This is a genomic window from Pseudomonas sp. NEEL19, assembly GCF_028751975.1.
GTDB lineage: Bacteria > Pseudomonadota > Gammaproteobacteria > Pseudomonadales > Pseudomonadaceae > Aquipseudomonas > Aquipseudomonas juntendi.
Genome location: NZ_CP081491.1, coordinates 5,263,371 through 5,283,949, shown reverse-complemented (window position 1 = coordinate 5,283,949; position 20,579 = coordinate 5,263,371). Strand labels below are relative to the sequence as shown.

Here is a 20,579-nt window from a genome sequence, read left to right as displayed (position 1 = left end):
GAAGGGGTAAATGGTACTGTATAAATACTCACCTGCCCAAGCGCCGAACGGTGCATGCGCAAGGCCGCCGCGCCGGGCGTGCAAGCCGACGTGGCGGTTGTCAGCGAAATCAAGCGGTGATCAGGATTTCGTCGATCTCGGCAAGCAGCGTGCCTTCGTGGAAAATTTCCACGCTGGCGATGGCTTCAGTGCCGGTTGGCATCTCGAAATGCACCTCCTTGTCACACAACACCTGGATGAAACTGCCGCCTTCCGATTTCAATTCCAGGTCCAGGGCCAGGGTACCCGGTTGCCCGTCGCGCTTGACCAGCACGGGGTCGACGCCAGGGTTGGCGACGGTGACGGTACCTGCAACCCGCACACGCGCCCCTGGGGGCATTCTGTCATGTTGGGCTTTCCAGTTCTTGCTGTTGATCATGTCTGCAGCTCCATTCGTGCGAAGGGCGAAATGCGCCTTCCGACCAGAGCGTGCAACAAGCCCCAGCCCAGCCACAGCATGAAACTTTTCAGCTATGCCAGACCCTGCCATGGCGTGCCAGCAGGCTGGTAGCCTGCTCTGGCCCGTTGCTGCCAGCCGCATACGGGCGTGGGGCCTGGAAGTGTTCTTCACAGCCCTTGATCACGGGGTCGATCCAGGCCCAGGCGGCTTCTACTTCATCACGGCGCATGAACAGCGTGGAGTCGCCCTCCAGTACATCCAGTAACAGGCGCTCGTAAGCCTCCCAGCGGCGCGTCTGGCTGAAAACCTGGGCCAGGTTCAGGTCGAGGTCGACCGGCTCAAGGCGCATGCCCTTGCCAGGGCTTTTGGTCATCATGCGCAGGCTGATGCGTTCCTCTGGTTGCAACTGGATCAGCAGCTGGTTCACCTGGCCGCCGTTGAACAGTTCATGGGGCACCGGCTTGAACTGAATGACGATTTGCGACGAGCGCCGTGCCATGCGCTTGCCCGTGCGCAGGTAAAACGGCACGCCAGCCCAGCGCCAGTTGTCGATGTGTGCCTCGATGGCGATGAATGTTTCGGTGTCGCTGTCATTGTCGACGTCTTTTTCGAAGTAATAGGCCGGCACTTCCTGGCCGCCGATGCGCCCCGGGCCGTATTGGCCACGGACCGTCTTGTCCTGCACGTCCTGGCCAGTGATCGGCTTGAGCGCGCGCAGTATTTTCACTTTTTCATCGCGTACCGCTTCGGCCTCGAACTGCGCGGGTGGCTCCATCGCCACCAGGCACAGCAACTGCAGCAAGTGATTTTGCAGCATGTCGCGGATCGCGCCAGCCTTGTCGTAATAGCCGCCCCGGTTCTCTATACCCAGGGTTTCGCACACGCTGATCTGCACGTGATCGACCTGGTTGTTGCGCCACACCGGCTCCAGCAGGGCGTTGGCAAAACGCAGCGCCATCAGGTTCTGCACGGTTTCCTTGCCCAGGTAGTGGTCGATACGAAATACCTGGAATTCTTCGAACACCGCGCCAATCGCCTCGTTGATGGCGGTGGCCGATTCCAGCGAGTGGCCGATCGGCTTCTCCAGCACGATGCGCGCTTCGCCATCGGCCAGGCCGGCCGTGTGCAGGTGGTTGGCAATGGGGACGAACAGCTTGGGTGCGGTGGCCAGGTAAAAGATGCGCGTGAGCCCGCCGGGTTCGCCCAGGTAGCGGGCGAGGCGGCCGAAATCGGCGCTCTGCGACGCGTCCATGGGGAAGTAGTCGAGGCGTGCGGAAAAACGCTGCCACACTTCTTCGTCAAAGTCGGTGCGGGCAACCTGTGCCCGGCAGTGGCGCTCGGCGAGCTTCAGGTAGTCATTGCGTGGCAGGTTGCGGCGGGCCAGTGCGATGACGCGTACTGCAGGGTTGAGGCGGGCCTCGCGGAACAGGTGGTAGAGCGCCGGAAGCAGTTTGTGCAGGGCCAGATCGCCGGTGCCGCCGAATACCAGAATGTCGCAAGGAATAGTCAAACCACCACTCTCCACGTTCGTTTAACTGGGCGGGTTGGCGTCCATGTAGTATAACTACAAGAAAGCTACAACCCGGCCAGCCGATCATAACCGAGTCCAGCCCGTGAATCTGTTGCAACATATCGCCCAATCGCGCCACCTGCTGCGCAAATCGGAACTGAAAGTGGCCGACCACGTGCTGCTCGACCCGGCTGCCGTCATGCACAGCTCCATGGCCGACCTGGCGCACAGCGTAGGTATCAGCGAACCCACCATCGTGCGTTTCTGCAGGGCCATCGGTTGCACGGGCTTTCAGGACCTCAAGCTGAAGCTGGCTCAGAGCCTGGCCGCCGGGGCCAGCTTCGGCCAGTTCGCCATCCACGAAGACGACTCGGTCGCCGACTACAGCCTGAAAATCTTCGACACTACCCTGCACACCCTGATGGAGGTGCGCGAGCACCTCGACCCGCTGGCGCTGCAGCAGGCGGTGAGCGCCATGGCGCAGGCCCAGCGTGTGGAGTTCTACGGCTTTGGTGCCTCGGGGGCTGTAGCGGCAGATGCCCAGCACAAGTTCTTTCGCCTGCTGCTGAGCGCGGCGGCGTATTCCGACCCGCACATGCAGGCCATGTCGGCGGTGACCTTGAAGCCGGGCGATGTGGCCGTGTGTATCTCCCAGTCCGGCCGCTCCAAGGACCTGCTGATCACCGCCAACCTGGTACGCGAGAGCGGGGCCAACCTGATTACCCTGTGCCCCAGCCAGACACCGCTGGCCGAGTTGTCGACGGTCAACCTGGCGATCGATGTGCATGAAGACACCGAAATCTATACCCCGTTGACCTCGCGCATTGCCCACCTGGTGGTGATCGACGTGCTGGCCATGGGTGTGGCCATGGCGCGTGGGCCGAGCCTGGTCAACCACCTGAAAAGCGTGAAACGCAGTTTGCGCAGCCTGCGTTTGTCGCCCAAGTCGATCAAGGCTACAGACGACTGAATTCAGTCTGTGCCGGCCCCTTCGCGGGCTTGCCCGTTCCCACAGGTAATGTGCACCTTTTGCAATGGGCGCAATGCCTGTGGGAGCGGGCAAGCCCGCGAAGGGGCCGGCACCGGCAAAGCAGATTTCACTGTTTTGTCACCATTTCACCGCTAAACCGTAAACCTGCCAGGCCAGTCTGAAACTCCCGCATCCTATCTGGGAGACAGGCAATGGCTCGTGACTTCGACGGTACGTACCAACCCAACGCCAAGGCTCGCAAGCAGCTGGAAAAGGATCAGCGCCGCATGGAATATCGGCGGGCGATCGAAAGCTATTGCGACCAGCGTCAATTGCTCCGCGAGCTGGCGGACTACCCAGACCTGCAAGCGCTCACGGTGTGGCAGGCGTCTGCGGCAGCCTCCCCGAAAAACGTTCAACAAGCCCGCTGATCAGCGCACGTTCGCCGCGGATGAACGCCAGAAACGCCAAGGCCACCGGCGACTGGCGCTTGGCTTTGGCCTGCACCACGCACCAGCTGCGGTACAGGGGCAGCTCTTCCACCGGCAGTTCGGTCAGCACGCCGGTGGCCAGTTCCAGGTTCACCGCGTGGCGGGTCAGCAACGCCACCCCGAGACCTGCGATCACGCATTCGCGTTGGGCATCGGCCGACGCCACTTCCAGGGTCTGGGTGAAATGCACACGCTTGTCCTTGAAATACTCCTCGCAGGCCTTGCGCGTCCCTGAGCCTTGCTCGCGGACCAGCAGGGTATGAGGTTCCAGATCCTGCAGGCGCAGCTGTTCCAGCTTGCACAGCGGATGCTGTGGCGGCGCCACGGCCACGATCGGGTTGTTGAGGAAGGGCAGAAACTCCAGGCCCATGTCCTGCGGCACCATGGACATGATGATCAGGTCATCGCGGTTGTCGGAAAGCCGCCGAATGGCCTGGGCACGGTTGACCACCGTCAAGGTCAGGTTGACCTCCGGGTGACGTTGCTTGAAGGCCGCGAACAAGTGCGGAACGAAGTACTTGGCACTGGACTCGACCGCCAGCTTCAACTGACCTTGCAATGAGCCCTGCATGTCCGACAGCTGCATGTCCAGGCTCTCCAGCCGGCCGAAGATATCCCGGCTGGCACGCTGCAGGGCCTCGGCTGCTTCGGTCAGGTAGAGCTTCTTGCCAACGTACTCGAACAGTGGCTGGCCTATCAGCTCTTCGAGCTGCCGGATCTGTAGACTAACGGCGGGTTGTGTGAGCGCCATTTCTTCCGCAGCGCGGCTGTACGAACGCAAATCACACACTTCGTTGAAGATCTGCAATTGTCGTAAAGTCATACGCATCAAGGACTTACGCATAGTCTTGAGCTCATCGGCAATACCTTGTTACCCAACTATAAGCTTTTGCTAATACAGCCCCTAACAAATATTGATTTTTGTTTATCAACCCATGGCGCTAGGGTGAATACGCGACTGGCCAGCAACGTCTGGTCACGCGCCGACCGGTAGAACCGGCTCGACTGTTCCTACGGCTTTGGGAAGACTCCAGTGATAAAAAAAATCCTGATCGCCAACCGAGGTGAAATCGCAGTTCGGATCGTGCGTGCATGCGCCGAGATGGGCATTCGCTCGGTTGCGATCTATTCCGACGCCGACCGCCACGCCCTGCACGTCAAGCGTGCCGACGAGGCGCACAGCATTGGTGCCGAGCCGCTGGCCGGGTACCTGAACCCGCGCAAACTGGTGAACCTGGCGGTGGAAACCGGTTGCGATGCCCTGCACCCGGGCTATGGCTTCCTGTCGGAAAATGCCGAGCTGGCGGAAATTTGCGCCGAACGCGGGATCAAGTTCATTGGCCCGGCCGCCGACGTGATTCGCCGCATGGGCGACAAGACCGAAGCACGCCGTACCATGATCGCCGCCGGTGTGCCGGTAACCCCGGGCACCGAAGGTAACGTTGCCGATATCCATGAAGCCCTGAGCGAAGGTGACCGCATCGGTTACCCGGTCATGCTCAAGGCCACTTCGGGTGGCGGTGGCCGGGGTATCCGCCGTTGCAACAGCCGTGAAGAACTGGAGCAGAACTTCCCGCGGGTCATTTCCGAGGCAACCAAGGCATTTGGCTCGGCCGAAGTGTTCCTGGAAAAGTGCATCGTCAACCCCAAGCACATCGAGGCGCAGATTCTCGGTGACAGCTTCGGCAATGTGGTGCACCTGTTCGAGCGCGACTGCTCGATCCAGCGCCGCAACCAGAAGCTCATCGAAATCGCCCCAAGCCCACAGCTCACCCCCGAGCAGCGCGCCTATATCGGCGACCTGGCGGTGCGCGCTGCCAAGGCAGTGGACTACGAAAACGCCGGCACCGTGGAGTTCCTGCTCGCCGATGGCGAGGTGTACTTCATGGAAATGAACACCCGGGTGCAGGTGGAGCACACCATCACCGAGGAAATCACCGGCATCGACATCGTTCGTGAACAGATCCGCATTGCTTCAGGCTTGCCGTTGTCGGTGAAGCAGGAAGACATCCACCACCGCGGCTACGCGTTGCAGTTCCGTATCAACGCCGAGGACCCGAAAAACAACTTCCTGCCCAGCTTCGGCAAGATCACCCGGTACTACGCCCCTGGCGGCCCGGGCGTGCGCACCGACACGGCGATTTATACCGGCTACACCATTCCACCGTTCTACGACTCCATGTGCCTGAAACTGGTGGTCTGGGCGCTGACCTGGGAAGAAGCCATGGACCGCGGCCTGCGGGCCCTGGATGACATGCGTGTACAAGGGGTGAAGACCACCGCTGCGTACTACCAGGAAATTTTGCGTAACCCGGAATTCCGTAGCGGCCAGTTCAACACCAGCTTCGTCGAAAGCCACCCTGAACTGACCAACTACTCGATCAAGCGCAAACCCGAAGAGCTGGCCCTGGCCATCGCCGCCGCCATCGCCGCCCACGCAGGCCTATGAATGCAGCAGCAAGCTGTAAGCGGCAAGCTGCAAGTAGAAGCAGATCAGCTTTTTCTTGCAGCTTGTAGCTTCAAGCTTGCCGCTACGAGGAGATAACAATGTCCAAGAAAATTCACGTAACCGACACGATCCTGCGCGACGCCCACCAGTCCTTGCTGGCCACCCGCATGCGTACCGAAGACATGCTGCCGATCTGCGAAAAGCTCGACAAGGTCGGCTACTGGTCGCTGGAAGTGTGGGGCGGTGCCACGTTCGACGCCTGCGTGCGCTTCCTCAAGGAAGACCCGTGGGAGCGCCTGCGCAAGCTGCGCGCCGCGCTGCCCAACACCCGCCTGCAAATGCTCCTGCGCGGCCAGAACCTGCTGGGCTACCGCCACTACAGCGACGACGTGGTCAGGGCCTTCGTGGCCAAGGCGGCGGTCAACGGCATCGATGTATTCCGTATTTTCGACGCCATGAACGATGTGCGTAACCTGCGCGTGGCCATCGAAGCGGTCAAGGCCGCTGGCAAGCACGCCCAGGGCACCATTGCCTACACCGTCAGCCCGGTGCACACCATCGAAGCCTTCGTGAACCAGGCCAAGCAGATGGAGGCCATGGGTTGCGACTCGATCGCGATCAAGGACATGGCCGGCTTGCTGACGCCGTTCGCCACCGGTGAACTGGTCAAGGCCCTGAAGGCCGAGCAGTCGCTGCCGGTGTTCATCCACTCCCACGACACGGCTGGCCTGGCTGCCATGTGCCAGCTCAAGGCAGTGGAAAACGGCGCCGATCACATCGACACCGCCATTTCCAGCTTCGCCTGGGGCACCAGCCACCCAGGTACCGAATCGATGGTCGCTGCGCTCAAGGGCAGTGAGTTCGACACCGGCCTGGACTTGGAGCTGTTGCAGGAAATCGGCCTGTACTTCTACGCGGTGCGCAAGAAATACCACCAGTTCGAAAGCGAATTCACCGCGGTGGACACTCGCGTGCAGGTCAACCAGGTTCCCGGCGGGATGATTTCCAACCTGGCCAACCAGCTCAAGGAGCAGGGCGCCCTCAACCGCATGAACGAAGTGCTGGCCGAGATTCCCCGGGTCCGCGAAGACCTTGGCTTCCCGCCGCTGGTCACCCCGACCTCGCAGATTGTCGGTACCCAGGCGTTCTTCAACGTGCTGGCCGGCGAGCGTTACAAGACCATCACCAACGAGGTGAAGCTTTACCTGCAGGGTGGCTACGGCAAGGCCCCGGGCGTGGTCAACGAGCAGTTGCGCCGCCAGGCCATCGGCAGCGAAGAGGTGATCGACGTGCGCCCGGCCGATCTGCTCAAGCCGGAGATGACCAAGCTGCGTGGCGATATCGGTGCCTTGGCCCGGTGCGAAGAAGACGTGCTGACCTTCGCCATGTTCCCGGATATCGGGCGCAAATTCCTCGAAGAGCGCGAAGCCGGCACCCTGACCCCGGAAGCCCTGCTGCCGATTCCGGAAGCCGGTGTGGCTGCCGCCCCAAGCGGTGAAGGCGTACCGACCGAGTTCGTCATCGATGTGCACGGTGAAACCTACCGCGTCGACATCACCGGTGTGGGTGTGAAGGCCGAAGGCAAACGCCACTTCTACCTGTCGATCGATGGCATGCCGGAAGAGGTGGTGTTCGAGCCGCTCAACGAGTTTGTCGGCGGCGGCAGCAGCAAGCGCAAGCAGGCCAGTGCCCCAGGCCACGTCAGCACCACCATGCCCGGCAACATCGTCGATGTGCTGGTCAAGGAAGGTGACATGGTCAAGGCCGGCCAGGCGGTGCTGATCACCGAGGCCATGAAGATGGAGACCGAAGTGCAGGCGGCCATCGCCGGCAAGGTCGTGGCCATCCACGTGGCCAAGGGCGATCGCGTTACACCGGGCGAGATCCTGATCGAGATCGAGGGCTGATACAGGCCCTCATCTACAAGCGGTTTACCTCTGGGGAGCGGATGCTCCCCTTTTTTTGGGGTTGAATATGCATTTTAATGCAGGAATAGCGTGAATCTTGGGCCATATCTGCATTAAATTGCAGAATTTAAACTGAAACATCAAGGAAACTGCACTATGATGCAGATTCATCGACCGAGTCGGTTGTCCGCATGCTGTAAATTGCAGGTGAACCATGTACAGACTCACGCTTCAACTCCATGATCAGGCGCAGTGGCATGATGCTGTTGCCATCGCCTTTGTCGAGCCTGAAAAGGGCCTCTCCAGCCCCTGCGAGTTCGGCTATACCTCCGAGTACGTCAAAACCCATCTGGAGGCATACGACAGCCTGTTCTGCCAGGCGGCAAGCGCGAGGCTGCCGGTGGATTTTGGTTCTCATCGTCTGCAGCATGCTCCCGCGTTCCTTTACGACATCGCGCCCGCCGGTGCCGCCAAGCGCTTCCTGCTCCGGCATATCGGCCGTGAGAAACCAGAAGGCATGGGGGATGACCTGTTTCTCCTGGGGCGGTCCACTCCGGCGCCAATCGGCAACCTGCGCATCAAGGAGTCGGCTGAACTACTGGATTATGCCGACCCCATCGGGTTTGCCCGTCAGGATGTGATCACCCGCGATCAACGGTTTCTCGAATACGCCTATGAGCGAGGTGCGGCCATTGGTGGCGCGACAGGCGCCGGTGGGGAGGCGCCAAAGCTGTTGATGACCGAGGCAGAAAACGGCCTGTTGTATCCCGACGCGGTGCTGGCGGATGAACGTGCCCGGCGTCACTGGTTCATCAAGTTCGCCAGGAACCAGGCACTGGCTGATGATCAGCAGATACTGCGGGCCGAGTATCTCTACTACAAGGCGTTGCAGCAGCTTGGCATCGAAACGGTGGCCACTGAATACATGGCGCTGGAAGAAGGCTCCAAGCCCAGCCTGTGGCTGGAACGCTTCGACCGGCAGGTTTGCGCGCAGGGTGTGCAACGCTTTGCCGTGGAGTCGATGTACTCCCTGTGTGGCGTGACCGAGCCTGGCAGCCGAATGGGGCACCTGGAGGCGATTGAGGCGCTTGCCGTGTTGTGGAAACTGTCCGGGCAGGGGAGACAGCTGCCAGACCTGGTTGCCGATTATCTGCGGCGCGACCTGATCAACAAGATCCTGGGTAATGCCGATAACCACGGGCGTAACACTGCGATCATCCGTACCCGTGACACCGTGCGCCTCGCACCGATCTACGACCTTGCACCGATGGTGATGGATCGGGAAGGGATAACGCGAACGACGAAGTGGCCAGTCTCGATAGAGCGGGCTGGCGATATCGACTGGCAGGCTGCCTGTACTGCGCTGGCCGAATTTGTCGACCCGGGCGAAGCTTTTGAGCGTCTGCGGCTGGATGCCCGGCACCTGTTGGCATTGCCGGATATCTTGTCCGCCCTAGGGCTGCCTGATGCGGTGATGAATCACCCGGCAATTGCGCTGGGCAGGCTTGAGCGCCGGATGGTTGAATGGGGGTTGGCATGACGGTTTCCATCGATGCCCGTGGGCTACTGATCGAAGGAGTATGCGAAGGGATCGCCAACGGCAGTCTTGAGCTGGGTGCTGCCGTGCGGCGGCTGCGTGTGGAGGTGGCGAAGATGCAGCAGACTCAGTTTGCACGCATGTGCAAGATTTCCGTGCGTACGCTGATCCAGATCGAGCAGGGCGGTGGTAACCCCACGCTGAACTCGTTGAACGCCGTGTTCAAGCCATTTGGCTTGCAGATGGGAGTCGTCAGGCGCGCGAGTCTGATCAGGTAAGCCACTGCACCGATCACAGGCCCGTGAGCCCGTGACCGGTTGTGCAGGTCAGCTCCTGCAGGCCTCAAGCGTTCGTGCCTGCCCTTGCGGGCGTTGGTTCTCGGCACTCAACCACCGCTCGAAGCCAGCCGCCACCTGCGGCCACTCATCATCGGTAATCGAGTACCACGCCGTATCACGGTTGTGATCCTTCACCACCAGGTGCTTGCGGAACACCCCTTCGAAGACGAACCCGAACCGCTGCGCTGCACGCTTGGAGCGGGCATTGGCGTTATTGCACTTCCATTCCAGGCGGCGGTTCCCGAGTTCGAAGCTCAGCTTGGCCAACAGGTAGACGGCCTCGGTACTCCTGGGTGTGCGCTGCATGGGCGCGCCGAAGGCGATGTGGCCAATCTCGATGCGGCCATGGTCAGGCATGATCGACATCAGGGTGAGAATGCCCTGAGCTTCGCCACTGGCGCGGTCGATCACGGTGAAATACAGCGGGTCGTGGCCGGCGGCGTTACCTTGCAGCCAATGGTCGAAGGCAGCGCGTTCGGTAAACGGGCCGTAGGGCAGGTAATCCCACAGTACCGGGTCGGCGCCCGGGCCTTGCAGGGCCACCCAGAGGTCGTCGCCGTGGCGCACCGGGTCGAGCTTTTCCAGGCGGATGAAGCGCCCGTCGATGGGCTCGGCCTTGGGTGATGCGGCGGGTTTCCAGTGCAGTGCGTCAGTCATGTGGCCTACAACCCTTTGCGGAATTGGATGAAGCCCGGGCGCTCGGCAACCTGCTCGTACAGGCTGATGGCGGTGGCGTTGGTTTCGTGGGTCAGCCAGTGCACCTTGTTGCAGTTGTCGGCCTTGGCTGCAGCATAGACATGTTCGATCAGCTGGCGGCCGATGCCCAGGCCCCGCTGTGCGCTGTGCACGTAAAGGTCCTGCAGGTAGCAGGCATTTTCGATGCTCCAGTTGGAGCGGTGGTAGATGAAGTTGACCATGCCCACGGCCGTGCCATCCACCCAAGCCAGGGCCGAATGGGTTGGCTCGTTGGGGTCGAGCAGGCGCTGCCAGGTACTGAGGCTGACGTCATCGGCCAGTTCGGTTTCGTAGAAGTGCAGGTAGGCCTGCCACAAGGCATGCCAGGCGGCGTGATCTTGAGCAGTGACGGGGCGCAGGGTAACGCTGAGCATTGGGCTAGTCCTTCACAGAAGGCGCATGTGCGCGGCAAGTTGATTGTCCAGGTGATCGGGGCTGGCGCTCAGGCTTTCGCGCACGCCGGCAATGTCCTGCTCAGCGCGGTTCTGGCTCAGCTTGCGCGCGCCTTGCAACCGCTGGAACGGCAGGCGAATGCCAACAATGGCGCGGAGCATGCCGTCGATGTAGTCGGCGGGCGCATCGCTCACCTGCCACGGCTCACTGCGGCCGTGCTCATGGCGGTCGGTGAGCCGGCTGACAATCGCCAGCAATGGCTCGGCGTCGTGGATCACGTCGGCTACCCCATAGGCGTGCACGGCCAGGTAATTCCAGGTTGGCACCACCTTGGGGTTCTCGGCCTTGCTCGGGTAGTAGCCGGGGCTGACATAGGCATCGGCCCCGGGAAACACCAGCAGCGCTTCGGCCCCCCGCGCCAGGTCCTGCCACTGCCGGTTGGCCCTGGCCAAGTGGGCATACACGGTGCCGAACTCGCCTTCTGCGGGGTCGAGCAGCACCGGCAAGTGGGTGGCCAGCAGGCCCTGCTCGCCATGGCTGACCAGCACGGCCAGACGCGTGTCGAGCATGTGCCGCTGCAGCCGGGCGAGGTCGTGTTCCTGGTGTGGCTTACTGTTGTACATGGCCTGAGTCCTTGTCGAATGGTCCCATCCTAGGCAGGCTAATGGTTCTGGGTAAGAGCCATTACTGCCTGTTTTCATAGGTCCAATGCCATGCACGAAAAGCCCCTCATCCTGCCTTTCGACCCGGCCGGGATTTCGCTCGATCGCCGCCGCGGGTTGAGCCAGCAGCTTTACCAGGCGCTACGCGAGCGGGTGCTGGACGGGCGGCTGTGCAGCGGCACACGGCTGCCTGCCACCCGCGACCTGGCAGCCGTGCTGGGGCTGTCGCGCAATAGCGTGGTACGCGCGTATGACCAGTTGTACGCGGAGGGCTATATCGAAAGCCGAGTCGGTGACGGCACCTACGTAACCCGGCTGCCGAAACTATCCACACAACTGTCCACAGGGTTATACCGGGGGTTATCAACAGGTTTATCCACATTTGGCCAGGAAAATACTGAGGATTTATCCAGCCAGCACAGCTGGAGCGAGCCTTTGCAGCGCTTGAAAAATCACCATCTGCCGCCCCCCAAACAGGGCGCGCCGCGGGCTTTTCGTTTGGGGATACCTGCCTTCGATCTGTTCCCCTTCGACGTTTGGGCCAAGCTGCAAGGGGGTTTCTGGCGTAACGCTGCGCCTGCACAGCTGGGTTATGGCGACCCGGCGGGTGAACCGGCACTGCGCGAGTTGATCGCGGCCTACTTGCGCCGCTCGCGGGGGCTGACCTGTACCGCTGAGCAAATAGTGATCACCAGTGGCGCGCAGCAGGCCATAAGCCTTTGTGCACAGTTGCTGTTGCAGCCTGGCGACAGGGTGGCTGTGGAAAACCCCGGCTACCGGGCGGCGGCGCACGCCTTTTCAGTGGCGGGTGCTCAGGTCGCCGGCGTGCCGGTGGATGAAGAGGGTATGGAGTGCGCACGGTTGGGCCAGTTGCCGGGTTGCCGGTTGGCCTATGTCACGCCCGCCCATCAGTACCCGACCGGGGTAACCATGAGCCTGGCCCGGCGCCTGGCGTTGCTGGGCTGGGCAGAACGCAACGATGGCTGGATCATCGAGGACGACTACGATGGCGAGTACCGTTACAGCGGCGCGCCCCTGGCCCCGCTGGCTGCACTCGACCGGGCCGGCCGGGTGTTGTACGTGGGCACCTTCGGCAAGATCGCCTTCCCGGCGCTGCGCTTGGGTTACCTGGTATTGCCGGCGCAGTTGTCACAGGCCTTCAGCCAGGGTAAGGCGTTGGCAGTACGGCATTCGGAGGTCAGCAGCCAGTGCGTGATGGCCGAGTTCATGGCCCGTGGGCATTTCCAGCGGCATATTCGCCGCATGCGCAAAGCGGCGTTGAGCCGGCGCAATGTGCTCAAGGCCGGCTGGCCTGTGGATATTGCCGGGCTGGGCAGCATGCCCGCAGTGGCTGCTGGGCTGCACGTGAAGGTGTCTGTGGATAACTTTGCGTGTGAACAGGCGTTGGTGGCCAAGGCAGAGGCGGTTGGCGTTGAAGTGACAGCGTTGAGCAATTTCTGGCTGGCCGACAGCGAAGTGCCTGTGGATAAGCGTGCTGGCCTGGTGCTGGGGTTTGCCGCGGTGCCGGAGGGTGAGATCGCCGCGGCATTGATGAAATTGCGCAAGGCTTGGCGCAAGGGTTGAGGCTGCCTGCCTCTTCATGGGTAAACCCGCCCCCACAGGTATGGCCGGGTGGTCTCAGGTACGGCGCATATCCTGTAGGAGCGGGTTCACCCGCGAAGGGCTGCAAGGCAGCCCCAACTGCATCAGGTCCCCGACTTGATCCGCGTCCAGGCCCGGGTTCGCGCCCGCTCGGCATCGCGCTGCAACGGCTTGAGCGTGTAAAGCTTGGCCATCGCCTCCGCCGTCGGGTACAGGTTGGGGTTGTTGCGAATCGCAGGGCTCACCTTGTCGGTGGCATCCTTGTTGGGGTTCGGGTAGCCGACAAAATCGCTGATCGGCGCAATCACCTCGGGCCGCAGCAGGTAGTTGATGAATGCATGGGCGTCTGCCGGGTTGGCGGCATTCTTCGGAATCGCCAGCATGTCGAACCAGATCGGCGCGCCTTCCTTGGGCAGGCGCATGTCGACCGACACACCATTATTCGCTTCGCGGGCGCGGTTGGCAGCCTGCGAGAAGCTGCCGCTGTAACCCACCGCCACGCAGATATCCCCATTGGCAATGTCAGCCATGTACTTTGAAGAATGGAAGTAGGTGATGTACGGGCGAATCTTCAGCATCAGCGCTTCGGCCTTCTTGTAGTCGGCCGGGTTGTCGCTGTTCGGCGGCAGGCCGAGGTACTGCAGGGCCAGTGGCAGGATTTCCGACGGCGAGTCGAGCAGCGCCACCCCGCACTGCTTGAGCTTGGCGATGTTCTCTTCCTTGAAGATCAGGTCCCAGCTGTCCACCGGCGCATTATCGCCGAGCGCGGCCTTGATCTTGGCCGGGTTGAAGCCGATCAGCACGGTGCCATACATGTAGGGCACGGCAAACTTGTTGCCAGGGTCGTTGGCCTCGATCAGCTTCATCAGCGCAGGGTCCAGGTGTTGCCAGTTCGGCAGCTTGCTGCGATCCAGCGGCTGGAACACCCCGGCCTCGATCTGCTTGGCGAGGAATACGTTGGATGGCACCACCACGTCATAGCCGGAGTTGCCGGTGAGCAACTTGGCCTCCAGCGCTTCGTTGGTGTCGAAGATGTCGTAGATCAGCTTGACGCCGCTGTCCTTCTGGAAATCGGTCAAGGTCTGCGGGGTGATGTAGTCGAACCAGTTATACACACGGAGGGTCCGCTGCTCGGCGTGCGCCTGCAGGGCACCGGTGAACAGGGTGGCAGCGATGAACGGGGCGAGCAGACGCTTGAGTCGGGCCATTACCGGGCTCCTGGCTGGGCGCGCTGGAAACCTTCCAGCACATTGACTGCGTTGATACCAATTTCTTCCACAGCGTAGCCGCCTTCCATCACGAACAGGGTCGGCTTGCCAAGCTGGCCGATACGCTTGCCCATTTCCAGGTAGTCGGGGCTGTCCAGCTTGAATTGCGAGATCGGGTCATCCTTGAAGGTGTCCACACCCAGGGAGACCACCAGTACGTCGGCGTCATAGCTGGCGATGCGCTGGCAAGCCTCTTCCAGGGCAGCGCTCCAGGCAGACCAGTCGCTGCCGGCGGGCAGCGGATAGTTGATATTGCAGCCCTCGCCGGCACCTTCGCCGGTTTCGTCGGCATAGCCGAGAAAGAACGGGAATTCGGCTTGCGGGTCGCCGTGGATCGAAGCGAAGAACACATCGTTGCGGCGGTAGAATATGTCCTGGGTGCCATTGCCGTGGTGGTAGTCGACATCGAGGATGGCAACCTTGCGCCGACCCTGGTCGAGGAATGCCTGGGCGGCGATGGCGGCGTTGTTCAGGTAGCAGTAGCCACCCATCACTTCGCCGGCGGCGTGGTGCCCTGGTGGGCGGCACAGGGCAAAGGCGCTATGCGCGCCTTGCTGGATCGCTGCCTGGGCGGTGAGGGCGACCTGGGCGGCACTGTAGGCCGCCTGCCAGGTGCCGGCGGTGATCGGCGCACCGGCATCGAAGCTGTAATAGCCCAACTCGCCGTGCAGGCCGGTAGGTTTTACCTGGCGCAAGGTGCGTGCCGGCCAGGTGAACGGCAGCAGGTCGCCTTCCTGGCCCAGCGCCGCCCAGCGCGCCCAGGCGCCTTCGAAAAAGTCCAGGTAGTCGGCGCTGTGGATGCGCAGCAAGGGCGCGCGGCCGAAGTCGGTAGGGCCCTGGATGTCACCGAGGTTGCGTTTTTTGACCTGGTCGAGCACATGGTCAGCGCGCGAGGGCATTTCGAAACACGGCATCAGCTTGCCGTCGATCAGCTCGCAGCGGCCATGGTGCAGGCGGTGATCATCGGAATAGATCGTCAGCATTGTTGTTCTCCGGTGGGGACTGGCGTGGGGCCATTTTCAGCGGTGGGCCAGTGGCGGAGAACGACGCAACTGGCCAAAAGGGGATCGATGTGGCCAAGCTCTATGGCCGGGTTTTCCTGTGCTGGCTTCTTCGCGGGCGAGCCCGCGAAGAAGCCAGCACAGGTCAGCCGCGGAAATGGCTGGGCGCTACACCACTCCAACGCTGAAAGGCATGGCGGAAACTGGCCGTTTCGCTGAACCCCAGGGTTTCGGCAATGCGGTAGATTGGCATGTGCTCATCGGCCAGCAACTGCTTGGCCCGCTCGAACCGCAGTTCGTCCAGCAGCTGCTGATAACTGCTACCCAGCGCCTGCAAATGCCGGCGCAGCGTGCGCGACGAGCAGTTCATCTGCCGCGCCAGCCCGTCCAGCCCTGGCGCGGCGTCCAGTTGTTGCGTGAGCAACTGGCGAATCCGCCCCAGCCAGGCCTGGCGACCCGTGAATTCGAGGTTCAGGCGCCGGCAGCGTTCGCTCATGGCTTTGTGGGTAATCGGGTCAGCCAACGGCAGCGGCGTTTCCAGCCAGCGCCGCTCGAACGCAAAGGCATTGTCTTGCGCCGCAAACACCACTGGGCACTGAAACGCACCGGCATAGCGTGCATGGTAGTCAGGCCGAGGGTGCTCGAAGCGTGCGCCCAGCAGCGGCAATGGGCGGCCAAGCAGGTCGTCACAGATGACTTTCAGCGAAACCAGGCAGAACTCGGCATTGAAAGCGCTCAATGCCGGGTTGTCGTGGTACTCGCTGGCGCTGAACCACACGCGTTGGCCATCGTCGCGCAAGCGCAGCGAGAAGACTGTTCCCAGCAGTGCCGGATACTGCAGCGCCAGGCGCAGGGCGTCACCCAAAGTGGCACTGGAGAGCAGGGCGTAACCGAGCATGCCATAGCACGACACATGCATGCGCTGGCCCAGCTCCAGGCCGATGTCTTCGCGCCGGGCCACGGCGTTGGCACACACTTGCAGTTCCTGCTGTGTGGTGATGCGCGCGTCGGCGTGCCCCAGGTCTGCCGGGCCAATGCCGCTACCGGCGAGCAGCGCCGAAGCCTCAGCACCGTCTGCCTGGAAGACATTGAGTATCAGCGAAACCGCGTTGAGGGTGGTCAGGTGGCTGTGCAGCATGCTGGGTAATCCCGTGGGCCTGGAACACATTATGGAGCAAGTTGTGTGCCGATATTCAAAGGCCGCGGTGCAGCCCCTTTGCGGCGCCAGGCCGCTCCCACGTCTACCGGTGTAGGCAGGGCACGCGCCTGCGCAAGCCAGTAGGCAAAAAAAAGCCCGGTGCATAAGCCCGGGCTTGGAAAGGTTGAGAGGTGTCTAGTCCCTTAACCTGGTGAGACAGTGTGCAGCAGCCGGTTACGCCTTCAGCGGAACCAGGCGTGGCGCGATCATGTTTTCCGGACGCAGGATGTCGTTGAGCATTGCTTCGTCCAGCAGCTTCTCTTCACGCACCAGTTCCAGCACGCCGCGGCCGGTTTCCAGGGCAACGCGGGCGATACGGGTGGCGTTTTCGTAGCCGATGTATGGGTTCAGGGCGGTGACCAGGCCGATCGAGTGTTCGACCAGCTCACGGCAGCGCTGCTCGTTGGCGGTGATGCCGACGATGCAGTGCTCGCGCAGCATGTCCATGGCGCGTTGCAGCAGGCGGATCGAGTCGAAGATCTTGTAGGCGATCAGCGGCTCCATGACGTTCAGCTGCAGCTGGCCACCTTCGGCGGCAACGGTCAGGGCCAGGTCGTTGCCCATGATGGCGAAGGCGACTTGGTTGACGGCTTCCGGGATAACCGGGTTGACCTTGCCTGGCATGATCGAGCTGCCTGGCTGACGCGCTGGCAGGTTGATTTCGTTGATGCCGGTGCGTGGGCCGCTGGACAGCAGGCGCAGGTCGTTGCAGATCTTCGACAGCTTGACCGCGGTGCGCTTGAGCATGCCGGAGAACAGCACGAAGGCACCCATGTCGGAGGTGGCTTCGATCAGGTCGGCAGCCGGTACCAGCGGCTGGCCGCTGATGATTGCCAGGCGTTGTACGGCCAGGGCCTGGTAGCCAGGGTCGGCGTTGATGCCGGTGCCGATGGCGGTACCGCCCAGGTTGATTTCGGTCAGCAGCTCCGGCGCCAGCGAGCGCAGGCGCTGCAGGTCTTCGGTCATGGTGGTGGCGAAGGCACGGAATTCCTGGCCCAGGGTCATCGGCACGGCGTCCTGCAGCTGGGTGCGGCCCATCTTCAGTACGTGGTCGAATTCCTTGCCTTTGGCGGCGAATGCCTGGATCAGGCTTTCGAGGCTGGCCAGCAGGGCGTCGTGACCCAGCAGCAGGCCCAGGCGAATGGCCGTCGGGTAGGCGTCGTTGGTCGACTGCGCCATGTTCACATCGTTGTTCGGGTGCAGGTACTGGTACTCACCCTTCTGGTGGCCCATGGCCTCCAGCGCGATGTTGGCGATGACTTCGTTCGCGTTCATGTTGGTGGACGTACCGGCGCCACCCTGGATCATGTCGACCACGAACTGCTCGTGGTAGTCGCCCTTGATCAGGCGGCCGCAGGCGGCGCTGATGGCAGCATGCTTGGCATCGCTCAGGTGCCCCAGCTCACGGTTGGCGTCGGCAGCAGCCTGCTTGACCATCGCCAGGCCCACTACCAGTTTCGGGTAGTGCGACAGCGGAACACCGGAGAGGTGGAAGTTGTTGGCAGCGCGCAGGGTCTGGATGCCGTAGTAAGCATCGGCAGGTACTTCCAGGGTGCCCAACAGATCTTTTTCGACGCGGAACGATGCAGCAGCGGACATGATGTATATCATCTCGATGTTGACCCGGCACATGCCGGAATGGCGCCAATCCTAGGCCTTAAGGGGATTTTGCGGCCAATGCTGTTGCACGCTAACCTATGCACAAACGGCATAGTGATTCATGTGACGCCAATCGAAATTCGAGCGTGTTCCATTTTGGTGCACGACGGGAGATGTGCTTCGTGAACCTTGAAAGCAAATGGCTGGAAGATTTCAGTGCGCTGGCCGCCACCCGCAGTTTTTCCCAGGCGGCAGAGCGGCGCTTCGTCACCCAACCGGCCTTCAGCCGGCGTATCCGCAGCCTTGAGGCAGCGTTGGGCCTGCAGTTGGTGAACCGTTCCCGCACGCCGATAGAGCTGACCGAGGCAGGGCAGCTGTTTCTGGTTACCGCGCGCACGGTTGTCGACCAGTTGGGCGAAATTCTCCGCCATTTGCATCACCTTGAGGGTGGCCAGGGGGAGGTGATTCAGGTGGCTGCAGCGCACTCGTTGGCGTCGGGCTTTTTCCCGCGTTGGGTAGCGCAGCTGCGTAATGACGGCCTGAATATCGCCACTCGCCTGGTTGCGACTAACGTGGGGGATGCCGTGCATGCACTGCGCGAGGGCGGTTGCGACCTGATGCTGGCGTTCTACGACCCAGACGCCGCCTTGCAGATGGATGCCGAGATTTTCCCGTCGCTGCACATGGGCAATACCGAAATGGTGCCGGTATGCGCGGTGGGCGCCGACGGCAGGCCCATGTTCGACCTGGAAGGTGAAAGTAGCGTGCCACTGCTGGCTTATACCGCCGGGGCCTTCCTCGGGCGGTCGGTCAACCTGCTGCTGCGCCAGCGCAATGTGCGCTATACCACCGTTTATGAAACCGCCATGGCGGACAGCCTCAAAAGCATGGCGCTGGAAGGCATGGGCATCGCCTGGGTGCCCCGGCTTTCGATGCGGGGCGAGCTGGAACGCGGTGAGTTGGCGATCTGCGGAGGCAGCCAGTGGCATGTAGCACTGGAAATCCGCCTGTACCGCTGCGCGTTGGTGCGCAAGGCCAATGTGCGCTTGTTATGGCGCAAGCTGGAGTCGTCCGGGGCACCCGCTGACTCGTCACTTTGAGTTGTATTTCAGGTAGTCCGCAATAATTGCACGGTTCTTGTCGCTGTAGCGGTAACAGTTGGAGCGCGCCGCTACCCGGTTGGGGTAGGTGTATGTTTCGCATACCCAGCCATTGAACTTCAGCTCGGCATCTTCATGGGTTGCACCCAACATATGGCCGATTTCATGGGCCGGTGCCCCGTAGGCGCTCACAGATGAAATGGCCGTGTTGTACCTGAAGTTGGCCAGCCCGCCGACGTAGTTCAAGCCGCTTCGATCGTAGGGATTGCGAGTCAGCAGCAGGTGTTTGTCCATGAAAGAGAAAACGCCATACCGCGGCAGCTCGTACACCTCCTGTTCGAAGGTCTTCAGTATCTGTGAAGCGGGTATGCTTTCGTAATCGATATCGGTGATGCGTTCGACATTTCGGCGCAAGTCCAACTCAATAGGATGCTGGCTGAAACTGCGCATCTCATTCAACCAATGCTCGAAGTAATCTTTTCTCACTTGTGTATCGCTCATATCGGCGAGGTCATCGTGGATATAGACGGTGACAGTGAGCGAGCGCGCCGCAGCAGCATCTGGTAATTGCAAGCCGAATACCACGCCAAGCGAAAGCGCAAAGCAGTATGGGATCTTCATGGGAACGTACCAAGGTTCGCGTGTGGGAAGGCAAGCGTCTCTTGCTCATCGGGCTCGAGGCAGCGGGAAAAAGTTGTCCCGCGAGACAGCTTGCCCTTTTATCTGTCATGTGCTTGCAGGGGTGGGCGGCCCGCCTGCAAGTACGCTACAATCCCGCGCCTTCGGCCACCGGGCCGATTAGAATCCGTATGACAAGCCACGCCGGCCTACCCGCGTGGCTTGTTGCTTTATAGCGCGCCAGAAGGCGCTTGCAGGAGAGGCTCGACGATGAGTGCACTGGTTGGCGTGATCATGGGCTCCAAGTCCGATTGGTCCACCCTTAGCCACACCGCCGATATGCTGGAAAAACTCGGCATTCCCTACGAAGTGAAGGTGGTGTCCGCCCACCGCACCCCGGATCTGCTGTTCCAGTACGCCGAAGAGGCCGAGGGCCGTGGCATCGAGGTGATCATCGCGGGTGCTGGTGGCGCTGCCCACCTGCCGGGCATGTGCGCCGCCAAGACCCACCTGCCGGTGCTGGGCGTGCCGGTGCAGTCGTCGATGCTCTCGGGCGTCGACTCGCTGCTGTCGATCGTGCAGATGCCAGCCGGCGTACCGGTTGCCACCCTGGCCATCGGCCGTGCCGGTGCAGTCAATGCGGCGCTGTTGTCGGCCAGCATCCTGGGTGCCAAATACCCGCAATTCCACGCTGCGCTGAAGCAATTCCGCACGGAACAGACCGACACCGTGCTGGACAACCCAGACCCGCGCCAGGCTTGA

General features: G+C 61.8%; 20 protein-coding genes. 9 read left to right on the top strand and 11 right to left on the bottom strand.

Going from position 1 to position 20,579, the window contains the following annotated elements:
- Nucleotides 1-109 precede the first annotated feature (109 nt).
- Together K4A76_RS23485 and zwf are read right to left on the bottom strand one after the other, a co-directional pair.
- Nucleotides 110-418: a hypothetical protein gene (locus K4A76_RS23485; RefSeq protein WP_054904316.1), complete on the bottom strand. Its 309-nt coding sequence runs from the start codon at nt 416-418 to the stop codon at nt 110-112.
- A gap of 88 nt (nt 419-506) precedes the next feature.
- Nucleotides 507-1,949, bottom strand: a complete 1,443-nt coding sequence (gene zwf, locus K4A76_RS23480) for a glucose-6-phosphate dehydrogenase (protein ID WP_125854442.1) — start codon at nt 1,947-1,949, stop codon at nt 507-509.
- A gap of 103 nt (nt 1,950-2,052) precedes the next feature.
- On the opposite strand from zwf, the gene hexR reads away from it, so the two are divergent.
- Together hexR and K4A76_RS23470 are read left to right on the top strand one after the other, a co-directional pair.
- Nucleotides 2,053-2,919 (top strand): transcriptional regulator HexR, encoded by an 867-nt coding sequence (gene hexR / locus K4A76_RS23475; protein ID WP_009683527.1) that lies wholly within the window; start codon nt 2,053-2,055, stop codon nt 2,917-2,919.
- A 212-nt stretch (nt 2,920-3,131) separates the two neighbouring features.
- Nucleotides 3,132-3,350: a PA3496 family putative envelope integrity protein gene (locus K4A76_RS23470; RefSeq protein WP_274411263.1), complete on the top strand. Its 219-nt coding sequence runs from the start codon at nt 3,132-3,134 to the stop codon at nt 3,348-3,350.
- Here K4A76_RS23470 and K4A76_RS23465 read toward each other — a convergent pair.
- A complete protein-coding gene (locus K4A76_RS23465) occupies nt 3,292-4,239 on the bottom strand; it encodes a LysR family transcriptional regulator (RefSeq protein WP_161891643.1) in 948 nt (315 codons plus the stop codon). The genes K4A76_RS23470 and K4A76_RS23465 overlap by 59 nt on opposite strands.
- Nucleotides 4,240-4,443: 204 nt before the next feature.
- Between K4A76_RS23465 and K4A76_RS23460 the strand changes: the two genes are divergently transcribed.
- From K4A76_RS23460 to K4A76_RS23445, 4 genes are all read left to right on the top strand, one after another.
- Entirely contained in the window at nt 4,444-5,859 is a 1,416-nt protein-coding gene (locus tag K4A76_RS23460) for an acetyl-CoA carboxylase biotin carboxylase subunit (RefSeq protein ID WP_009684483.1), read from the top strand.
- A 98-nt stretch (nt 5,860-5,957) separates the two neighbouring features.
- Nucleotides 5,958-7,766 (top strand): sodium-extruding oxaloacetate decarboxylase subunit alpha, encoded by a 1,809-nt coding sequence (gene oadA / locus K4A76_RS23455; protein ID WP_029886450.1) that lies wholly within the window; start codon nt 5,958-5,960, stop codon nt 7,764-7,766.
- A 214-nt stretch (nt 7,767-7,980) separates the two neighbouring features.
- On the top strand, nt 7,981-9,306 hold the full coding sequence (locus K4A76_RS23450) for a type II toxin-antitoxin system HipA family toxin (RefSeq protein WP_274411262.1): 1,326 nt from the start codon (nt 7,981-7,983) through the stop codon (nt 9,304-9,306).
- The gene (locus tag K4A76_RS23445; protein ID WP_197884904.1) at nt 9,303-9,581 is read left to right on the top strand and encodes a helix-turn-helix domain-containing protein; all 279 of its coding nucleotides are present in this window, start codon (nt 9,303-9,305) and stop codon (nt 9,579-9,581) included. The genes K4A76_RS23450 and K4A76_RS23445 overlap by 4 nt, the downstream gene beginning before the upstream one ends.
- Nucleotides 9,582-9,629: 48 nt before the next feature.
- Here the strand turns inward: K4A76_RS23445 and K4A76_RS23440 are convergent, their stop codons facing one another.
- The 3 genes from K4A76_RS23440 to K4A76_RS23430 are packed head-to-tail and all read right to left on the bottom strand — an operon-like array spanning nt 9,630 to nt 11,392.
- A complete protein-coding gene (locus tag K4A76_RS23440; RefSeq protein WP_274411261.1) occupies nt 9,630-10,298 on the bottom strand; it encodes a GNAT family N-acetyltransferase in 669 nt (222 codons plus the stop codon).
- Nucleotides 10,299-10,303: 5 nt separating this feature from the next.
- A complete protein-coding gene (locus K4A76_RS23435) occupies nt 10,304-10,750 on the bottom strand; it encodes a GNAT family N-acetyltransferase (RefSeq protein ID WP_274411260.1) in 447 nt (148 codons plus the stop codon).
- A 12-nt stretch (nt 10,751-10,762) separates the two neighbouring features.
- Nucleotides 10,763-11,392 (bottom strand): FMN-binding negative transcriptional regulator, encoded by a 630-nt coding sequence (locus K4A76_RS23430; RefSeq protein WP_274411259.1) that lies wholly within the window; start codon nt 11,390-11,392, stop codon nt 10,763-10,765.
- 90 nt (nt 11,393-11,482) lie between these two features.
- Here K4A76_RS23430 and pdxR point away from each other — a divergent pair, with 90 nt between their 5' ends.
- On the top strand, nt 11,483-13,015 hold the full coding sequence (pdxR, locus tag K4A76_RS23425) for a MocR-like pyridoxine biosynthesis transcription factor PdxR (RefSeq protein ID WP_274411258.1): 1,533 nt from the start codon (nt 11,483-11,485) through the stop codon (nt 13,013-13,015).
- Nucleotides 13,016-13,137: 122 nt separating this feature from the next.
- Here pdxR and K4A76_RS23420 read toward each other — a convergent pair whose 3' ends face one another.
- From K4A76_RS23420 to aspA, 4 genes are all read right to left on the bottom strand, one after another.
- Complete coding sequence (locus K4A76_RS23420; RefSeq protein ID WP_274411257.1) at nt 13,138-14,241, bottom strand: polyamine ABC transporter substrate-binding protein; 1,104 nt, start codon at nt 14,239-14,241, stop codon at nt 13,138-13,140.
- Nucleotides 14,241-15,284 (bottom strand): histone deacetylase family protein, encoded by a 1,044-nt coding sequence (locus K4A76_RS23415; protein WP_274411256.1) that lies wholly within the window; start codon nt 15,282-15,284, stop codon nt 14,241-14,243. Before K4A76_RS23415 ends, K4A76_RS23420 begins: the two co-directional genes overlap by 1 nt.
- A gap of 163 nt (nt 15,285-15,447) precedes the next feature.
- On the bottom strand, nt 15,448-16,440 hold the full coding sequence (locus tag K4A76_RS23410) for an AraC family transcriptional regulator (RefSeq protein ID WP_274411255.1): 993 nt from the start codon (nt 16,438-16,440) through the stop codon (nt 15,448-15,450).
- Between the two features lie 234 nt (nt 16,441-16,674).
- Nucleotides 16,675-18,099, bottom strand: a complete 1,425-nt coding sequence (aspA, locus tag K4A76_RS23405; protein WP_029886441.1) for an aspartate ammonia-lyase — start codon at nt 18,097-18,099, stop codon at nt 16,675-16,677.
- 182 nt (nt 18,100-18,281) lie between these two features.
- Here aspA and K4A76_RS23400 point away from each other — a divergent pair, with 182 nt between their 5' ends.
- Nucleotides 18,282-19,199: a LysR substrate-binding domain-containing protein gene (locus K4A76_RS23400; protein ID WP_274411254.1), complete on the top strand. Its 918-nt coding sequence runs from the start codon at nt 18,282-18,284 to the stop codon at nt 19,197-19,199.
- Here the strand turns inward: K4A76_RS23400 and K4A76_RS23395 are convergent.
- A complete protein-coding gene (locus tag K4A76_RS23395) occupies nt 19,191-19,820 on the bottom strand; it encodes a zinc-dependent metalloprotease family protein (protein ID WP_274411253.1) in 630 nt (209 codons plus the stop codon). The two genes, K4A76_RS23400 and K4A76_RS23395, sit on opposite strands and share 9 nt — an antisense overlap.
- Before the next feature lie 267 nt (nt 19,821-20,087).
- Here K4A76_RS23395 and purE point away from each other — a divergent pair, with 267 nt between their 5' ends.
- Nucleotides 20,088-20,579: a 5-(carboxyamino)imidazole ribonucleotide mutase gene (gene purE, locus K4A76_RS23390; RefSeq protein ID WP_009684500.1), complete on the top strand. Its 492-nt coding sequence runs from the start codon at nt 20,088-20,090 to the stop codon at nt 20,577-20,579.